The organism is Neptuniibacter pectenicola (assembly GCF_001597735.1).
Lineage (GTDB): Bacteria > Pseudomonadota > Gammaproteobacteria > Pseudomonadales > Balneatricaceae > Neptuniibacter > Neptuniibacter pectenicola.
The window spans coordinates 1-16,567 of the sequence record NZ_LUTS01000016.1 but is presented as its reverse complement, the minus strand read 5'-3'; the positions used below and the strand labels follow the sequence as shown (position 1 = coordinate 16,567).

The 16,567-nt window shown below is 47.4% G+C and carries 16 protein-coding genes; 10 read left to right on the top strand and 6 right to left on the bottom strand.

All coding sequences use genetic code 11. From position 1 onward, the window contains the following. The first annotated feature begins 309 nt into the window (after positions 1–309). From A3773_RS15430 to A3773_RS15420, 3 genes are all read left to right on the top strand, one after another. A complete protein-coding gene (locus A3773_RS15430; protein ID WP_067987892.1) occupies positions 310–879 on the top strand; it encodes a DJ-1/PfpI family protein in 570 nt (189 codons plus the stop codon). Positions 880–973: 94 nt separating this feature from the next. Beyond that, on the top strand, positions 974–1,324 hold the full coding sequence (locus A3773_RS15425) for a ribbon-helix-helix domain-containing protein (protein WP_067987889.1): 351 nt from the start codon (positions 974–976) through the stop codon (positions 1,322–1,324). A gap of 31 nt (positions 1,325–1,355) precedes the next feature. Next, positions 1,356–1,904: a DUF6942 family protein gene (locus A3773_RS15420; RefSeq protein ID WP_067987884.1), complete on the top strand. Its 549-nt coding sequence runs from the start codon at positions 1,356–1,358 to the stop codon at positions 1,902–1,904. 14 nt (positions 1,905–1,918) lie between these two features. Here the strand turns inward: A3773_RS15420 and A3773_RS15415 are convergent, their stop codons facing one another. The 3 genes from A3773_RS15415 to A3773_RS15405 all read right to left on the bottom strand — a co-directional run bounded on the left by A3773_RS15415 (position 1,919) and on the right by A3773_RS15405 (position 5,891). Next, positions 1,919–2,593 carry a carbonic anhydrase gene (locus tag A3773_RS15415; RefSeq protein ID WP_067987881.1) on the bottom strand — a complete coding sequence of 225 codons (675 nt, stop codon included), beginning with the start codon at positions 2,591–2,593 and terminating at the stop codon, positions 1,919–1,921. A 68-nt stretch (positions 2,594–2,661) separates the two neighbouring features. Further along, positions 2,662–4,455, bottom strand: a complete 1,794-nt coding sequence (oadA, locus tag A3773_RS15410; protein ID WP_067987877.1) for a sodium-extruding oxaloacetate decarboxylase subunit alpha — start codon at positions 4,453–4,455, stop codon at positions 2,662–2,664. A gap of 20 nt (positions 4,456–4,475) precedes the next feature. Next, complete coding sequence (locus A3773_RS15405; RefSeq protein WP_067987874.1) at positions 4,476–5,891, bottom strand: acetyl-CoA carboxylase biotin carboxylase subunit; 1,416 nt, start codon at positions 5,889–5,891, stop codon at positions 4,476–4,478. A 116-nt stretch (positions 5,892–6,007) separates the two neighbouring features. Between A3773_RS15405 and A3773_RS15400 the strand changes: the two genes are divergently transcribed. Beyond that, positions 6,008–6,958 (top strand): LysR substrate-binding domain-containing protein, encoded by a 951-nt coding sequence (locus A3773_RS15400; RefSeq protein ID WP_067987871.1) that lies wholly within the window; start codon positions 6,008–6,010, stop codon positions 6,956–6,958. 90 nt (positions 6,959–7,048) lie between these two features. After that, positions 7,049–8,278 (top strand): nucleoside recognition domain-containing protein, encoded by a 1,230-nt coding sequence (locus A3773_RS15395; protein WP_067987868.1) that lies wholly within the window; start codon positions 7,049–7,051, stop codon positions 8,276–8,278. A gap of 17 nt (positions 8,279–8,295) precedes the next feature. On the opposite strand, the gene A3773_RS15390 is transcribed toward A3773_RS15395, so the two are convergent. From A3773_RS15390 to A3773_RS15380, 3 genes are read right to left on the bottom strand one after another with little or no spacing between them, the layout of a single operon-like run. Then, positions 8,296–8,649 carry a GFA family protein gene (locus A3773_RS15390; RefSeq protein WP_156473553.1) on the bottom strand — a complete coding sequence of 118 codons (354 nt, stop codon included), beginning with the start codon at positions 8,647–8,649 and terminating at the stop codon, positions 8,296–8,298. 41 nt (positions 8,650–8,690) lie between these two features. Beyond that, positions 8,691–9,047 carry a GFA family protein gene (locus A3773_RS15385; RefSeq protein ID WP_067987863.1) on the bottom strand — a complete coding sequence of 119 codons (357 nt, stop codon included), beginning with the start codon at positions 9,045–9,047 and terminating at the stop codon, positions 8,691–8,693. A gap of 20 nt (positions 9,048–9,067) precedes the next feature. After that, positions 9,068–9,466: an acyl-CoA thioesterase gene (locus tag A3773_RS15380; RefSeq protein ID WP_067987860.1), complete on the bottom strand. Its 399-nt coding sequence runs from the start codon at positions 9,464–9,466 to the stop codon at positions 9,068–9,070. Between the two features lie 256 nt (positions 9,467–9,722). Between A3773_RS15380 and A3773_RS15375 the strand changes: the two genes are divergently transcribed. The 5 genes from A3773_RS15375 (at position 9,723) to phoU (ending at position 16,451) form a co-directional block, all read left to right on the top strand. Further along, positions 9,723–10,694, top strand: a complete 972-nt coding sequence (locus tag A3773_RS15375) for a PstS family phosphate ABC transporter substrate-binding protein (protein ID WP_067987856.1) — start codon at positions 9,723–9,725, stop codon at positions 10,692–10,694. 140 nt (positions 10,695–10,834) lie between these two features. After that, on the top strand, positions 10,835–13,108 hold the full coding sequence (locus A3773_RS15370) for an ABC transporter permease subunit (RefSeq protein WP_067987853.1): 2,274 nt from the start codon (positions 10,835–10,837) through the stop codon (positions 13,106–13,108). A gap of 26 nt (positions 13,109–13,134) precedes the next feature. Further along, a complete protein-coding gene (pstA, locus tag A3773_RS15365) occupies positions 13,135–14,823 on the top strand; it encodes a phosphate ABC transporter permease PstA (RefSeq protein ID WP_067987850.1) in 1,689 nt (562 codons plus the stop codon). Between the two features lie 36 nt (positions 14,824–14,859). After that, positions 14,860–15,693, top strand: a complete 834-nt coding sequence (gene pstB / locus A3773_RS15360) for a phosphate ABC transporter ATP-binding protein PstB (RefSeq protein ID WP_067987846.1) — start codon at positions 14,860–14,862, stop codon at positions 15,691–15,693. 20 nt (positions 15,694–15,713) lie between these two features. Then, positions 15,714–16,451, top strand: a complete 738-nt coding sequence (gene phoU / locus A3773_RS15355; RefSeq protein ID WP_067987844.1) for a phosphate signaling complex protein PhoU — start codon at positions 15,714–15,716, stop codon at positions 16,449–16,451. Positions 16,452–16,567: the final 116 nt, after the last annotated feature.

The following is a 16,567-nucleotide window of genomic DNA, read 5'->3' as shown; positions in this document are numbered from 1 at the left end:
ACTGATAGCCTCTCTCATTTGGTTACGCTTTTCAAGATCTAATCTTTACCGAAGAGAGAAAACAACTAATTATTTGATAAATAAAGTCTATTCTCGCATTAAAACGAGCGTTTGATACATAAAATTTTTACATCTCCGTAACATAACCTGTTTCTAATTTAATCCGCTGTATCAGCCGTTACTCCTCCGCGTTTAAGGTTTTCTAATGAAAAAGACCGTAGTAATCCGCTAATACCTTCTCTTAAGCGATGGCTGTTACTTTGTACTAGGACAAACCTCTAAACCCATACGCCTTAAAAGGAGCAGAAGATGAACAATAAAAAAATTCTCATGATTACCGGCGACTTCACTGAAGATTACGAAACAATGGTGCCCTTCCAGACATTATTAGCGGTAGGTCACAGTGTCGATGCGGTATGCCCTGATAAAGTTGCGGGGGATAGTGTTGCAACAGCGATACATGACTTTGAAGGCCATCAGACCTATACAGAAAAACCCGGACATAACTTCACACTGAATGCGACATTCGCTGACATTCAACCTGAAGACTACGACGCATTAGTGATTCCCGGTGGACGCGCACCAGAATACTTACGCCTCAACCCGGCGGTTCTCAACATGGTGAAGCACTTCTTCGACACCAATAAACCGGTGGCCGCCGTCTGTCACGGCGCACAAATACTATCCGCAGCCGGTGTACTGCAAGGCCGACAATGCTCAGCTTACCCAGCCTGCCAGCCCGAGATCAATCAGTCCGGTGGAGTCTATGCCGAGATAGCGATCGATGCAGCGATTACCGATGGAAACTTAGTCACAGCCCCTGCGTGGCCAGCCCATCCTGCATGGCTATCTCAGTTTATCGCGTTACTGAATCGCTAAGATAAAGCGCGATTACCCCAGAGGTGGTCGCGCCTCTCTGCAAAAAACATCTATAATCAGACCTTCCGTGCCCCTAATGAGGTAGTCGATACCTATGTGTAAATTATTTATTAACGCCGACCCACAATTATGGAAAAGCAGTACACGCTCTCTACGTATCGATGGCATGGTCACGAGCGTTCGTTTAGAAAATTACTTCTGGAGCACCCTAGAGACAATCGCTCAACGCGATAAGATGAATATCCCCCAAATGCTGACCCGTCTGTATCACGAATCAATTGATGCGGGGCACGACCTTGGTAATTTCACCTCATTCTTAAGAGTCTGTTGTATGCGCTACCTTGCATTGCAATTAACCGGTGATATCCCTGTGGATACGGCTGTTTCGATAAATACACTCAATGCAGATTCGATCTTAATGAATGAGATAGAGAAACGGCATTAGCCCAATACCACCCTCCACCGACGATTAGCCAATGACTGAAACAGTAAAGAATGATGACAAGATGATCGGCTTTGGCCCTAAGCACATTGGAATTGCACTCTATATTGCCAATCGTCCGGAGATAGACGGCTTCCCCAACGGTGATAGCCTGCAACCCTTGGCTAGCGGCGACGTTGTCTATATAGGGCAACACACAAGCAACCACTGGCGTAAGATATTTAATGTCAGTGCTAAATTTCTATTTGAACTCTATAGCGCCCACTCGCCATTGGATTCAATCGACACATGGCAGGCATACCGAGAGACTCGGCTGTTTCAAGCAGAGAGCCATGAAGCCCTGCTGTTTTCCCCACCCTGTTTTGATCAAACCGGTCTTATCCATATCATCGCAGGGAAAACCTATGCTCAACAGCTAGCACTTCCTCCGCTCACATGGCTCGATGAGCATTTTGCGATCAATATGGAACAGCGCATCATTGTTTGTCCCTATTTAGATTATCGACAACTAAGTAATGCGCGAATCACAACCCTTGTCGCGCTTGTACAACAGGTGCAAAACCCTCGCTTTGCACCTGTTTGATCGCGCACTATAGGTTAGCTGTTCGGGTCTGAAAGCGCGGAGATCGTATCGGCATAAAGCTCATGGAAATCACTAAATTCATTGTCATTGTGACGACAGCAACGAATTGAACCTGACTTAATATCATAAACCCACCCATGTATCTCAATTTTGCCTGTTGCAAGTTTGGCCGCAACGACCGGATGGGTTCGCAGGTGCTGAACCTGCTGTAGCACATTCTCTTCTATCGCTTCATTCAAATGGCAAGAATCAACCCCTTGGTTCCAAGGGATGCCGTGGCGCTCACGCACAATTTCCATTGCAGATCGGCAATGTCCTAACCACTCTTTCACATGGGGTAAGCCATTTAAGCCTTCAATATCCAGCGCCCCCTTAATTGCACCACAATCGGTATGGCCGCAGACAATAATATGTCGCACACCCAACACGGCAACCGCATACTCAATTGAGGCGGTCATCCCACCTGTCTCATTACTGTGGGGAGGGATTACATTCCCCGCATTACGACAGATAAAAAGATCACCCGGATGCGAGCCCGTGAGTAAGTTGGGATCAATACGCGAATCCGAACAGGTAAAAAAAAGAACGTCTGGTTTTTGTCCTTGGTCAGCAAGCTCACCAAAAAGGTCTTTTCTTTTAGGGTAAACATTGAGTTTAAAGTCCAACACACCCTTAATAATATTTTCCATAATAGCCCACTCACATTTAAAAAAGAGCCTGCGAAATCGATCAACTGATCCGCAGACTAAGGGGGTTTTTAAGCAATATCAATCAGTATTTCACCTGGGGTAACACGGTCGCCTTTTGCCACATATACCGCGTTGACCGTTCCATCCACACTGGCATGAACTTCCATCTCCATCTTCATCGCTTCAATAACCATGACACCCTGTCCTGCCGCGACACTGTCACCTTCCTTAACCAACACCTCCACCACATTGCCGGGCATCGCCGCACTAACATGACCCGGGTCGGTCGCCTTTTTACGGCCTTGGTGACCGGTTGCAACAAATTCATTTAAGGATTCAAAGACAACCTCTTCAGGCATACCGTCCAACGAGAGGTACAGTTTGCGTTTTCCTGCACCCGCATCACCGACACCCGTGATAGCCACTTCATAGCTTTCCCCGTGGACATCGATAAGAAACTCAGACGCCGCAGCCGGTGCTGGCGCAGATTCATCAATCACCGCTAAGGTTTCAGGCGCTAACGTCCCCTCCTCGCGCTGCTGTAAGTATTCTCGGCCAAGGTCAGGGAACATAGCGTAGATCAATACATCCTCTTCGCTTTTCGCCAGTGCACCAATTTCATCTTTCAATTTTTCAAACTCAGGGACGAGCAGATCAGCAGGACGCGCATCGTTAACCACTTCCTTACCAATGGCCTGCTTTTGCAACGCGCTATCCACCGGCGCAGGGGGGTTACCATAGCCACCCAGTAAATAACGTTTTACTTCATTCGTAATGGTTTTATAACGCTGTCCCGCCAAAACGTTATAAACCGCCTGCGTCCCCACAATTTGAGAGGTAGGAGTGACTAAAGGCGGATAGCCTAAGTCCTTCCTCACGCGGGGTATTTCAGCAAACACATCGCGAATAGAATCCAGCGCATTTTGCTCTTTTAGCTGGTTCGCAAGGTTAGACATCATCCCACCGGGCACCTGATTGATCTGCACAGACACATCTTCGCGGGTAAATTCACTCTCAAATTGATGGTACTTTTTACGCACCTCTCGAAAGTAATCTGCGATATCTGACAACAGTTCAAGGTCTAACCCCGTATCAAATTCACTGCCTTTCAGCGCAGCCACTTGAGATTCTGTTGCGGGGTGGCTGGTACCACCGGCAAAAGAAGAGATCGCCGTATCAATAATATCGGCCCCCGCTTCTACCGCTTTCATCTGGCAGAGTGGCGCTAAGCCCGATGTAGAATGGCTATGAACAACCAAGGGTAAGTCCACCACCTCTTTGATCGCCTTCACTAAGGCATACGTTGCATAAGGGGTTAGTAAGCCCGCCATATCTTTTATAGCGATAGAGTCCGCCCCCATACGCTGTAAGTCAATCGCTTGCTGCACAAATAAAGCATCCGTATGCACAGGGCTGGTGGTATAGCAGATCGTGCCTTGAGCATGTTTACCCGCTTTTTTGACCGCTCTCATCGCCCGTTCAATATTGCGTAAGTCGTTCAACGCATCAAAAACACGAAAGACATCAATGCCGTTATCCGCAGCTTTTTGTACAAAACGGTCGACCACATCATCGGCATAATGACGATAGCCTAGTAGGTTTTGACCACGTAATAACATCTGCAGGCGGGTATTAGGTAGCGCTTTACGAAGCTTACGTAGGCGCTCCCAAGGGTCCTCTTTAAGAAAGCGAATGCACGCATCAAATGTTGCGCCGCCCCACACTTCTAACGACCAATACCCCACCTGATCCAATTTTTCACAAATCGGGAGCATGTCGTCCGTTCGTAAGCGTGTCGCAATAAGAGATTGGTGAGCATCTCGCAACACAACGTCAGTAATCTGTATCTGTCTATGAGTCATAACTAAAAATCCTATATTACTTACCAGCCCGCATGGGCGGCTATAGCGCTAGCAATCGCGAGAGCAATTTCGCTTGGATGGCGTTTAACGGAGTAGTCCAACAATTCTGGATGGTTGGGCACAAAACTGGTATTGAAATTAGCCTGCCGAAACGCTGGGTGACGTAATATTTGTTGATAATAATCAGCGGTGGTTTTGATCCCGTGTAAGCGCATGTCATCTAACGCGCGCTGACCTCTCGCAATCACTTGATCCCACGACAGTGCCCATACCACTAACTTGAGGCACATAGAGTCATAATAAGGCGGGATCTCATAACCGGTATAAATAGCGGTATCGACCCGCACCCCTGGACCACCCGGTGCATAGTAATGAGTGACGCGTCCAAAACTAGGGAGAAAGTCATTCTTAGGGTCTTCGGCATTAACCCTAAACTGCAAAGCATACCCCCGGAATTGGATATCCTTTTGCTGATATGTCAAAGGTAAGCCCGCAGCAACATTTAACTGCTCCTGCACAATATCCACCCCCGTGATCTGCTCACTGATGGTGTGCTCCACTTGGACCCGCGTATTCATCTCCATGAAGTACACTTCATCACCGGTGATCAGAAACTCCACGGTACCTGCGTTTTCATAACCGACCGCTTTGGCCGCGCGTACCGCTAAATCACCGATATACTCCCGCTTCTCTTGTGACAGCTGCGGGCTTGGTGCAATCTCAATCAGCTTCTGGTTTCGGCGCTGTATAGAGCAGTCGCGCTCAAACAGGTGGATTACATTCCCATGGCTATCCGCCAGGATCTGAACTTCGATGTGCAACGGGTCAACAATGCATTTCTCCATAAAAACTTCAGCAGAACCAAACGCTTTGGTCGCCTCAGAGATCACGCGAGGATAATGTGTTTTAAGCTCCTCATCATTGTCACATCGACGAATTCCTCGTCCACCGCCACCGGATGTTGCTTTAATCATGATCGGGTAGCCAATCTCACCGGCTAAGGTCAACGCCTCCCCCAAATCCTTCAAGTTGCCTTCAGAACCCGGGGTCACAGGCACGTTAGCCGCTCGCATACTATTACGTGCTTGCGTCTTATCACCCATGCCGTGAATCACACTGGATTTAGGGCCAATGAAGATCAGGCCATTAACTTCACACAATCGGGCAAACTCAGCATTTTCGGATAAAAATCCATACCCTGGATGAATGGCATCGCACCCAGTCTCTAGGGCTAAATTCACAATCCGTAGGGGATCTAAGTAACCGGCTAAAGGATCCTCCCCTAACATGTAAGCCTCATCCGCACGCTTAACATGAAGTCCATAACGATCCGGTTCGGTATAGATAGCAACCGAGCGCACACCCATTTCGGCACAGGCACGTACAATGCGTACGGCAATTTCTCCTCGGTTTGCAATCAAAACTTTTTTCAACATAACCTCTTCCTCATCAGCGAGAAGGCCCAGAGTAATGGGCTAAAACTAAAAGAAGAAATCGGTATTTTTTTGTTTTACTATAAGGTTTACCTTATACATAAAATGAAATAAGACCTATGCAATACACCGTACCTCGCATCGCTAGTCGCCTAACCTTCCGTCAACTTCAGGTATTTCATGCGGTTTATTCATCACTTAATTACAGTAAAGCCGGTGAAAAGTTAGGCTTAACACAGCCCGCGGTGAGCGGTCAGATTAGGCAATTGGAGCAGGTGCTAGGCTCCCCGCTATTTGAATATATCGGCCGGCGTTTATACATTACCGGTGCGGGACAAGCCCTTGCGACCCATACGGAATCTATTTTTAGGGAGCTAGAAAAGCTCCAAATCGACCTGAGCGAACAGCAAGGTAATGTGGCAGGCGACCTCCGACTTGTGGCCGTCAGTACCGCCCAATATGTCGTGCCTTACCTCATTAAAGATTTCTCAATTTTACACCCGAATGTTCATATTACGGTCTCCGTTGTTAACCGTGCTACAGCGTTACAACGTATGGAGGAAAATAGAGATGACCTAACAATCATGGGGCTTGTGCCAGAAAATCGCCCGCTAAAAGTGTTACCTTTTTTAAATAATGAGTTGATTCCCGTCGTACCAGCAGGGCACCCACTACTTACGCAAAAACGCATCACGCCTCAGCAGTTTCTGGATAGCCAACTGTTACTACGCGAAGCCGGTTCGGGCTCACGTCTGGCCTTAGAAACCCACTGTTTTAAAAACGGATTAAAATTGAAGGGATTAATGGATCTAGGGTCAAATGCGGCCATCAAACATGCGGTCATTGCCGGTTTAGGCGTGGCCGTGCTTCCTCGGCTGAGTCTTATTTCTGAGCTAAAACTGGGAAAACTCCATACCGTTACAGTGCCGGGCTTTCCTCTCAACCGCTCATGGTGCTTAGTCTATCCCGAATCAAAGTACCCCACCCCAGCCATGAAGGCGTTTGCCGATTATATGCAACACAATTTGCAACAAATTGAAGCTCAATTTAAGCAACTGCAAAACGCATAAGCCAAATAGAAACGCGGCCCCATGTCATTTAGGCAGCGTTTCGTTATACTCAAATCGACCCAGCGACCTGGATTATTCACAGGGGATCTCATGCTACAACGCTTATGGCTAAGCTTTTTCCTTATCGCTTTCAGTGCGGCCCTTTATCAGTGGCTCTGGCTTGATGATTCCGGTGTTTTTCAACGCCTAGTTCAAACGACCTTCGACATGTCAAAGCTCTCTGTTGAGTTAGCGATCGGCTTAATCGGAACCTTGGCGTTTTGGCTAGGCATGATGAAATTGGCAGAAAGTTCAGGGCTGGTGGATAAATTTGCCCGAGGCGTCAGCCCACTCTTTACACGGTTAATGCCTGAAGTCCCTAAAGGTCATCCAGCCTTAGGGTCAATCACCATGAATTTATCCGCCAATATTCTTGGGTTAGATAATGCGGCGACCCCCTTAGGCTTAAAAGCGATGCGGGATTTACAGACACTAAACCCACAAAAAGACACAGCCAGTAACGCACAAATTCTATTTTTAGTCCTCAATACCTCATCTGTCACCCTTTTCCCTATCACCGTTTTTCTCTACCGGGCGCAGCAAGGGGCCAGTGATCCCACCTCTGTTTTTATTCCCATTCTCATTGCGACCTGTTGCTCAACCTTAGCCGGGCTGCTAGCGGTGAGTTTTGTCCAAAAAATACGTTTATGGGAACGTATAACCCTGCTTTATATTGGTGGATTTATCGCGTTTTTACTCGCGTTTATTGGCTACTTCACCACCTTGACCGTTGACGAGTTACAGCGCCAATCCTCTCTGGTTGGGAATTTCATGATCTTCTCTGCCATTATCAGCTTCCTCCTTATCTCTCACTTTAAACAAGTCAATATCTACGAAACGTTCATCGAAGGGGCAAAAGAGGGGTTTGAAGTCGCCGTTAAAATAATCCCTTACCTACTCGCGATGCTCGTGGCTATTGGTGTGCTGAGGGAGAGCGGTGCTTTAGAGGGGTTTATCTGGTTACTGCGTGAGGGCCTTGGAGCCTTAGGCTTTGATACCCGTTTTGCTGACGCCTTACCCACAGCCATCATGAAGCCCTTATCAGGCTCCGGTGCGCGCGCCATGATGCTGGAAACAATGAACACCCATGGCGTCGACTCATTCCCTGCTTATCTCGCCTCGGTCATTCAAGGCTCAACGGAAACAACCTTTTACGTTTTGGCGGTGTACTTCGGCTCCGTCGGCATAAGACATACTCGCCATGCAATCGCCTGCGGCCTAACCGCCGACCTTGCCGGTATTATTGCTGCGATCACCGTCGGTTACTGGTTCTTCGGCTAACAGGGATAATAGGCCATCTAGAGTGCGGCCCCATCGATCAGCTTATGGGGTAAAGATAAGGTGTCTACACCTTCGACACAGCCAAGGTTTACACGGTAGTGCCCAGGTTTACGCAGGGTTTGATGAAAGGGGTAGATGCCACACCTTTTACAGAAATGGTGTTTACCCACATGGGTTGCAAACTGGTAAGTCGCTAAAGCATTCTCTGCAACCTCAATCTTCATCTCCTCAGGTGCAACAATGAAATCGCCAATCATCGCCCCTTTTTTGATGCAGATGGAGCAGTTACAGCGCAGGCCATTTTTAATAGCGGGCGCCACAAACGAGAACTTAATTGATCCACAATGACAACGACCTTGATAACGCGGCATAAAATCTCCATTGATCGGTTATAGCGGTGTCTACTCTGTCGTTAAAATAAAGCCCCATCCGCCAGAACAACCGGCAAACTCAGGCTATCGACGCCTTCGACACAACCTAAGTTAACACGGTAATGACCCGGCATACGACGTGCTTTATGGAAGGTATAGATCCCACAATGCTGACAAAAGTAATGTTCGGCGATATGACTTGAGAATTGATAACTCGCTAAGCTCGCCCCATCCGCTGTAATCTGAAGGGCGTCCGGCGCTAAAAAGAAATTGCTCATTAACGCCCCCTTTTTAACGCAAATAGAGCAATTGCAACGCAACCCTTCACGGATAACAGGCGCATAAAATACAAACCTAACAGCCCCGCAATGGCAGCCGCCTTTATATTGCTTTTGCATAGACGCCACCTCTTATCGTTTTAAAAGCCATCTAAGCCGCGAATATGTCCATGACCATCAATTGCGACCTGTACACACTCGGCTTCTGTTACTTTACGTAGCTCTGTGCCATCCGGGCAACAGCCCCACGCTTCGACTTTGATCCGCATAGACGTATGGCCTGTTTCCACCAATTGAGCATAAAACGACATAATGGTGCCGACCCGCACAGGGGCCATAAACGCCATCTGACCAATAGAAACCGTGGAGATACGCCCTTTTGATAAGCGGGCCGAGAATATTTCAGAGGCCTGTACGATCTTTGCCGAAACCCAGCCACCATAAACATCACCAAACATATTGGTCGCATCACTGGCCGCTGGCAGTTGTAAACTTAATTCACCTTCAGGTTGAAGGCTTTCATCGTTGTTTATTATCATTATTAGGCTACCTCTCAGGGCTATGTAGGCTCAGTCAACCTTAAGGTTGAGGGTTATTTAGCGTAGAGCCTGAACTTAACGCGTCACTGAACAATAGTTGAAGATTATACAATGGTCGTAATCATTCAAGCCCCCTACTGAAAAATGAGCACTTTTTTTAAAATATCGCGCCCTGTCACATTTTTGTCATTAAAGCTCCCTATAGTTCACCCCATATTATCTTTCACAAAAAATTTAAGACTCTCTGGAGCTTTACATGAAACCTATGAAAAAGTTATTTGCTGCGGTTGCGATCTCTGCAACATGCGTTGCTGCAAACGCATCTGACCTTCTAGATAAAAACCTTCCTGTTTATACTAAGGCTTCCGGTGTTTCTGGTAACCTTTCGTCAGTCGGTTCTGACACGCTTGCTAACCTTATGACGCTATGGGCTGAAGAGTTCAAACGTAACTACCCTAACGTTAACATCCAAATTCAGGCGGCGGGTTCTTCTACTGCGCCACCAGCACTGACTGAAGGCACGTCTAACATCGGCCCTATGTCTCGTAAAATGAAAGACAAAGAGCTAGAAGCTTTTGAGAAGAAATTCGGTTATAAGCCAACACCTGTAGCGGTTGCTATCGATGCACTTGCTGTATTCGCTCACAAAGACAACCCAGTTAAAGGCCTAACTATCGCGCAAGTTGATGCGATCTTCTCTTCTACTCGTAAATGTGGCGCTGCAAACGACATTGCGACATGGGGTGATGCTGGCGTAACCGGTTCTCTAGCCGATAAAACAGTTCAGATCTTCGGTCGTAACTCAGTATCAGGTACTTACGGTTACTTCAAGAAGAAAGCATTGTGTAAAGGCGACTACAAAAACAACGTTAACGAACAGCCGGGTTCTGCGTCTGTAGTTCAGTCAGTATCTACATCGCTAAACAGCATCGGTTACTCCGGTATCGGTTATAAAACAGCGTCTGTTCGTGCACTTCCTTTGACTAAGAAAGAAGGCACTGCATTTGTTGAAGCTACACCAGAAAACGCACTTAACGGCACATACCCACTTGCTCGCTCACTTTACGTATACGTGAACAAAAAACCAGGTCAGCCTCTAGCACCACTAGAGAAAGAGTTCCTGAAAATGGTTATGTCTAAAGTAGGTCAGGAAGTTGTTGTTAAAGATGGCTACATCCCACTACCTGCTGCCGTTGTTAAAAAGCAGATGGCTGCGCTAGGCATGTAATCTCGCTCAACATGCTTTATACAAATAAGGGGGCCTTTAGGCCCCCTTATTTCGCTTAAAACGCCCTCTGTAACATTGGTGTAACAAACTTTTAATATTGTACGCGCCGTAAACTCAGTTAACCTCAGGACCAACGCGCCATGAGTAAAGACAATATAGCTTCAGCCGAGTTGGATTTTAATACCCCATCCGCTAAGCGAAACAGAAGCATACGCGCACTGAAAGATAAGTTTGCATCGGTAGGCATCGCCTTCGGTGGAATCAGTGTAATCGTAGCCATTCTGTTGATCTTCTTTTATCTACTCTATGAAGTAGCGCCCCTATTTGAATCAGCAGATATAGAAAGGTGGCAGGAGAATAATCAGCAGGTTGCTCCCTATTCCGTTCCCGGCGAAGGTAAGACGCTTTACCTGACGATGGAAGAGCAAGCGGAAATAGGTTTACGTATCACCGACAGTGGCCAACTGGTGTTTTTCAATACACTGAACGGCGATGTAATCAAACAGGAAAGCCTTAATGTTCCTGCCGGTGCAACCGTGACGAGCTTTGCTATTGCGTCAGAATACAGCGGCATATTTGCCTTAGGTTTCAGCAACGGCGAAGCGATAGTCTTTAAGCAAACATACAAATCCACTTATCCTGATGGTATTCGCGTTATTACGCCTGAGGTCGCTTACCCTCTGGGCACTGCACCCATCAGCATAAGCGAAGGGCCTGTAGAAGTGCTCGCCTTAAATGGTAGCGAAGATGAATGGACAATCGTGGGTGGTCAGCGCTCTAAACTCACCGCGACAGACGTGACGCTTTCACTCAATATCATCACCGATGAAGTGTCTGCTGAAACCAACACCTTCACCCTACCTAACATGAACATCCCCGCGAAAAAGCTTTTATTGATGCCTGATCGCAGCTGGATGATGATCGCCAGTGACGGCGGCAAGCTGGGTATTGTTAATATGAAGGCCGAGGGCGGCCCTGCAATTACACAGCTCATTGAGGCGACAACCGGAAACATTACCTCATTCGAAATGCTGCTAGGGGGTAACTCTCTGCTTATCTCTGATGACTTAGGTGTCACTAGCCAATGGTTTTTGGTACGTAATGACAAAAACCAGTGGGTGATGACCAAGGTTCGCAGTTTTGAAAACGGTAAGGCCGCGGTGAGTTCAATCTCGATTGAACACCGTCGCAAAGGCTTTGTCACTATCTCTGAACAGGGACAGCTGTCGTTCTACAGCACAACCGCTCACCGTACATCATTAAGTGCTGCCATCATCGATGGTAATGCAGATATGATTGCCCTTGCACCCCGTTCTAATGCGCTGCTCGTCGAACAGAATAACCAGCTAAGCTTATGGGCTATTCATAACGAACACCCTGAAATTTCATGGAGCGCTATCTGGGAAAAAGTCTGGTATGAAGGCTATGAAGAGCCTGAGTACACTTGGCAGTCCTCTGCGTCGACGAATGACTTTGAACCTAAATACAGCTTGATGCCTTTGGCGTTTGGTACCCTTAAAGCAGCATTCTATGCCATGCTATTTGGCACACCACTCGCGATCTGTGGGGCGATCTATACCGCTTATTTCATGGTTCCAGCGATGCGCCGTAAGGTAAAACCTTTCATTGAATTAATGGAAGCCTTACCTACTGTTATCTTAGGTTTCTTAGCCGGTTTATGGTTAGCCCCTTTTATGGAGGTCAACCTCGCCGGAATATTTGTCACCCTCCTCGTCTTGCCGGCGGCGATCATCGTGTTCGCTTATGCCTGGTCTGGAGCGCCAAAAGCAATTAGATACCTGATTCCTGACGGCTGGGATGCGGCTCTGTTAGTACCCGTCATTATCCTAGCAACGTACTTTAGCTTTGCGATAGCGCCTTATTTAGAGCAGATGCTATTCGGTACAGAGATGCGCTATTGGGTAACCAGTGAGTTAGGTATTCCTTACGATCAACGTAACGCGCTTGTTGTGGGTGTGGCTATGGGCTTTGCCATTATCCCAACCATCTTCTCAATTACAGAGGATGCGATCTTTGCCGTGCCTAAACACTTGTCCTATGGCTCATTGGCCCTAGGTGCGACGCCATGGCAAACCTTAGTACGCGTTGTCATGCCAACGGCCAGCCCCGGTATTTTCTCTGCGGTGATGATCGGTATGGGTCGTGCAGTCGGTGAAACCATGATCGTATTAATGGCGACAGGTAATACGCCGATCATGGATGTGAATATCTTTGAAGGCATGCGTACCTTAGCCGCCAACATAGCCGTTGAGATGCCAGAGTCTGAAGTTGGTAGTACCCACTTCCGTATCTTGTTCTTAGCCGCGTTCGTATTGTTCATATTCACTTTTATGGTGAATACGCTAGCCGAGCTGGTTCGTCAGCGCCTGCGTAAGAAATACGGCTCACTTTAACCCGTGCGTAATAGAGGGTAATTCTAATGCGACAGTCTTTTTCAGAATGGACAAAATCCGGCGCACCTTGGGTATGGCTTAATGCCGGTGCCGTTGCGATCTGTCTAATCATGGTAATTGGGTTACTTTCCCTAATTGCTGTTCGTGGCTTGGGACATTTCTGGCCTGCCAATGTAGTGCAAGGTAGCTATGTCGAAAATGATCACCGTGTTCGCCTAGTGGGCGAGCGCGTACAAACGGAGATCGTTCCCGCAGAACAACTGCGAGAAAGCGGTGTAACCGTTACTGAGAATGTAGAGGAGATGCATCGCTCCCTTATGAAAGTGGGTAACCGTGATCATGGTGGTACCGACTTTATTTGGATTATCGATGATTTTCTTGAGAACAAAGAAAACCCAGAGATGTTGTTTACGGCGGAACGTCGTGAATGGGGCAATTTCTATGGTTATCTTCGCGGTATTAAGGAAGAAGGAACCTTAGTTGCAAGCCATGAAGGTTACGAGAAAAGCCCTGAATACCAAGTATTATGGGACGCTCTCCAAACGCGTATTGAGCGGGTGTCATCCATTCAAGAGAAGATCGATCATATTGAGAAGGGCGAAATTAGCTCAATCAACTATGAACTTGAACGTCTTCGCTTGAAAGAACGCTCTTTGCAGTTAAAAGAGATTGTGGAGTCTGCACCTTATCAAGAGATTACGGACCGCCGCCTAGCGCTAAATGCTGAGTACGAGAGCCTTCAAAGCGAACTACTGGCACTGTACAAAGCGATTAACCGTGACAGCATTACAGCGGAGATCGCAAATGGACAAGTGGTTGAATTAAAAATAGCGTCAATTGTCCGCGCGTTCCTACCGAACGATATGGGCCTTGGTGGCAAACTGGTGCATTACTTCCAGAAACTTTGGGAGTTTGTCTCAACCGACCCACGTGAAGCCAATACAGAAGGGGGTATATTCCCTGCCATTTTCGGTACCGTCATGATGGTACTCATCATGTCAGTAATCGTAACACCCTTTGGTGTGGTGGCCGCTGTCTACTTACGTGAGTATGCAAGACAAGGGTTTGTGACACGCCTGATCCGCATTGCGGTCAACAACTTGGCAGGTGTACCGTCGATCGTTTACGGTGTATTTGGTCTTGGTTTCTTTGTTTACTTTTTAGGCGGTCATATAGACGACGCCTTTTTCCCAGAAGCAAAGCCGGCTCCGACATTCGGAACACCCGGTCTAATGTGGGCTTCTATTACACTGGCGCTGCTAACAGTACCCGTGGTTATTGTTGCGACGGAAGAGGGCTTAACACGTATCCCTCGCGCCGTTCGTGAAGGCTCTTTAGCACTCGGTGCAACGAAATTCGAAACATTAATGAAAATCGTTATTCCCATGGCAAGCCCTGCAATTATGACCGGTGTCATACTGGCCATTGCGCGCGCCGCCGGTGAAGTAGCACCTTTAATGTTGGTCGGCGTAGTGAAGCTTGCACCCAGTCTGCCATTAGACTTGAATTACCCGTACCTCCATTTAGATCAGAAATTTATGCACTTGGGCTTCCATATCTACGATGTAGGTTTCCAAAGCCCTAACGTTGAGGCGGCTCGTCCGCTGGTATACGCAACGGCGCTTCTGCTGGTGATTGTAATCGCATTGCTAAACCTGACAGCGATTCAGATTCGAAATCACCTGCGTGAAAAATTCAAAGCGCTTGAAATGTAACGAGACGTCGGACTTAATTTTATAAAGGTTGCTAAAATGACTAGCGAAGCTAAAACACACGCAATTGATATCTCTTCTCTGAAGCGTGATAACCGAATTTTAAACCTCGAGGAAGAAACCCTTGCGCTTGAGGTGAAAGACTTAAAATTGTGTTATGGCGATAATGAAGCCTTGCACGGTATCAATATGTTTATCCCCAAAAACCGCGTAACAGCGTTTATTGGGCCATCAGGTTGCGGTAAATCAACCTTGTTGCGCTGCTTCAACCGCATGAACGATCTGGTTGATGACTGTCACATCACCGGCCAGATTCTTCTCGACGAAGACAATATCTATGACCGCAGTGTCGATATTGCCGAACTACGTCGCCGGGTTGGCATGGTATTCCAGAAACCAAACCCCTTCCCTAAATCGATCTACGAAAACGTAGCTTACGGCCTACGCATTCAGGGCGTAACCAAAAAGCGCGTCATCGATGAAACGGTTGAGTGGGCCCTAAAATCTGCCGCCCTATGGGATGAAGTCAAAGACCGCCTTCATGAAAGCGCATTAGGTATGTCCGGTGGTCAGCAGCAACGTCTTGTTATTGCACGTACCATTGCGGTAAAACCTGAAGTACTTCTATTAGATGAACCGGCGTCAGCACTGGACCCGATCTCCACACTGAAAATTGAAGAGCTGATTCACGAACTGAAGAAAGATTTCACCATCGTAATCGTAACGCATAACATGCAACAGGCTGCACGTGTCTCTGACTACACCGCCTTTATGTATATGGGTGATCTGATTGAATTTGGTGTAACCGATACACTTTTCACTAACCCTGAAAAGAAACAAACTGAAGACTACATCACCGGCCGTTACGGTTAATTTGGGGAAGGAGAATAAACATGGAACTTAAAACAGAAGATTATTCCACGCATATCTCCCAGCAATTCAATGAAGAGCTGGAACAGATTCGCACGCAACTCCTTACCATGGGTGGTGTGGTAGAACGTCAGGTTCACGATTGTATCGATGCACTACTTAACGGTGATGCCGAATTAGCTGAGCAATCTCGTCGAGTTGATAAGCAAACCAATGAGATGGAAGTGCTCATTGATGAGCAGTGCACAACGATTATTGCGCGCCGTCAGCCGGCAGCCAGCGATTTACGCTTAATTATCGCCGTATCAAAAGCGGTCTCCGACTTAGAAGGTATGGGTGATGAAGCGAGCCGTATCTGCCGTCATGCCATTGAGCTAGTTGAAGAGGGTAGCTCTCCACGGGGTTACCAAGAAGTTCGCCATATTGGCAACTTAGTCCGCGAAATGGTTAAAGATGTATTAACGGCATTTGCCCGTAACGATGCAGAACTTGCTTACCGTGTCGCTAAAATGGATAAATCCGTCGATCAGGAATACCGTTCAGCAATGCGCTCCTTGGCAACCTTCATGATGGAAGATCCTCGCTCGATCTCCAGCGTGATGAATGTTATTTGGGTACTACGTAGCTTAGAACGCATCTCTGAACATGCCCGTGCGATGGCAACCCACCTAATCTACCTTGTCAGCGGCACTGATGTCCGTCACGGCAGCCTTAAACAGATTAAACGTGCGGTAACCCCGGACGCCGATAACAACGAGTAAGTCAGCTGACAACGCTCAACACTAAAACAGCCTTCGGGCCACTGCTGTCCCACAATTTTTTAATCATAAAGGGATCCTCATCTGAGGGTCCCTTTTTTGCCGCTCTGGCGGTGACG

Coding starts and splice junctions, on each gene's coding strand:
- A3773_RS15430 (WP_067987892.1), top strand. CDS start 310: ATGAACAATAAAAAAATTCTCATGATTACCGGCGACTTCACTGAAGAT.
- A3773_RS15425 (WP_067987889.1), top strand. CDS start 974: ATGTGTAAATTATTTATTAACGCCGACCCACAATTATGGAAAAGCAGT.
- A3773_RS15420 (WP_067987884.1), top strand. CDS start 1,356: ATGACTGAAACAGTAAAGAATGATGACAAGATGATCGGCTTTGGCCCT.
- A3773_RS15415 (WP_067987881.1), bottom strand. CDS start 2,593: ATGGAAAATATTATTAAGGGTGTGTTGGACTTTAAACTCAATGTTTAC.
- oadA (WP_067987877.1), bottom strand. CDS start 4,455: ATGACTCATAGACAGATACAGATTACTGACGTTGTGTTGCGAGATGCT.
- A3773_RS15405 (WP_067987874.1), bottom strand. CDS start 5,891: ATGTTGAAAAAAGTTTTGATTGCAAACCGAGGAGAAATTGCCGTACGC.
- A3773_RS15400 (WP_067987871.1), top strand. CDS start 6,008: ATGCAATACACCGTACCTCGCATCGCTAGTCGCCTAACCTTCCGTCAA.
- A3773_RS15395 (WP_067987868.1), top strand. CDS start 7,049: ATGCTACAACGCTTATGGCTAAGCTTTTTCCTTATCGCTTTCAGTGCG.
- A3773_RS15390 (WP_156473553.1), bottom strand. CDS start 8,649: ATGCCGCGTTATCAAGGTCGTTGTCATTGTGGATCAATTAAGTTCTCG.
- A3773_RS15385 (WP_067987863.1), bottom strand. CDS start 9,047: ATGCAAAAGCAATATAAAGGCGGCTGCCATTGCGGGGCTGTTAGGTTT.
- A3773_RS15380 (WP_067987860.1), bottom strand. CDS start 9,466: ATGATAATAAACAACGATGAAAGCCTTCAACCTGAAGGTGAATTAAGT.
- A3773_RS15375 (WP_067987856.1), top strand. CDS start 9,723: ATGAAACCTATGAAAAAGTTATTTGCTGCGGTTGCGATCTCTGCAACA.
- A3773_RS15370 (WP_067987853.1), top strand. CDS start 10,835: ATGAGTAAAGACAATATAGCTTCAGCCGAGTTGGATTTTAATACCCCA.
- pstA (WP_067987850.1), top strand. CDS start 13,135: ATGCGACAGTCTTTTTCAGAATGGACAAAATCCGGCGCACCTTGGGTA.
- pstB (WP_067987846.1), top strand. CDS start 14,860: ATGACTAGCGAAGCTAAAACACACGCAATTGATATCTCTTCTCTGAAG.
- phoU (WP_067987844.1), top strand. CDS start 15,714: ATGGAACTTAAAACAGAAGATTATTCCACGCATATCTCCCAGCAATTC.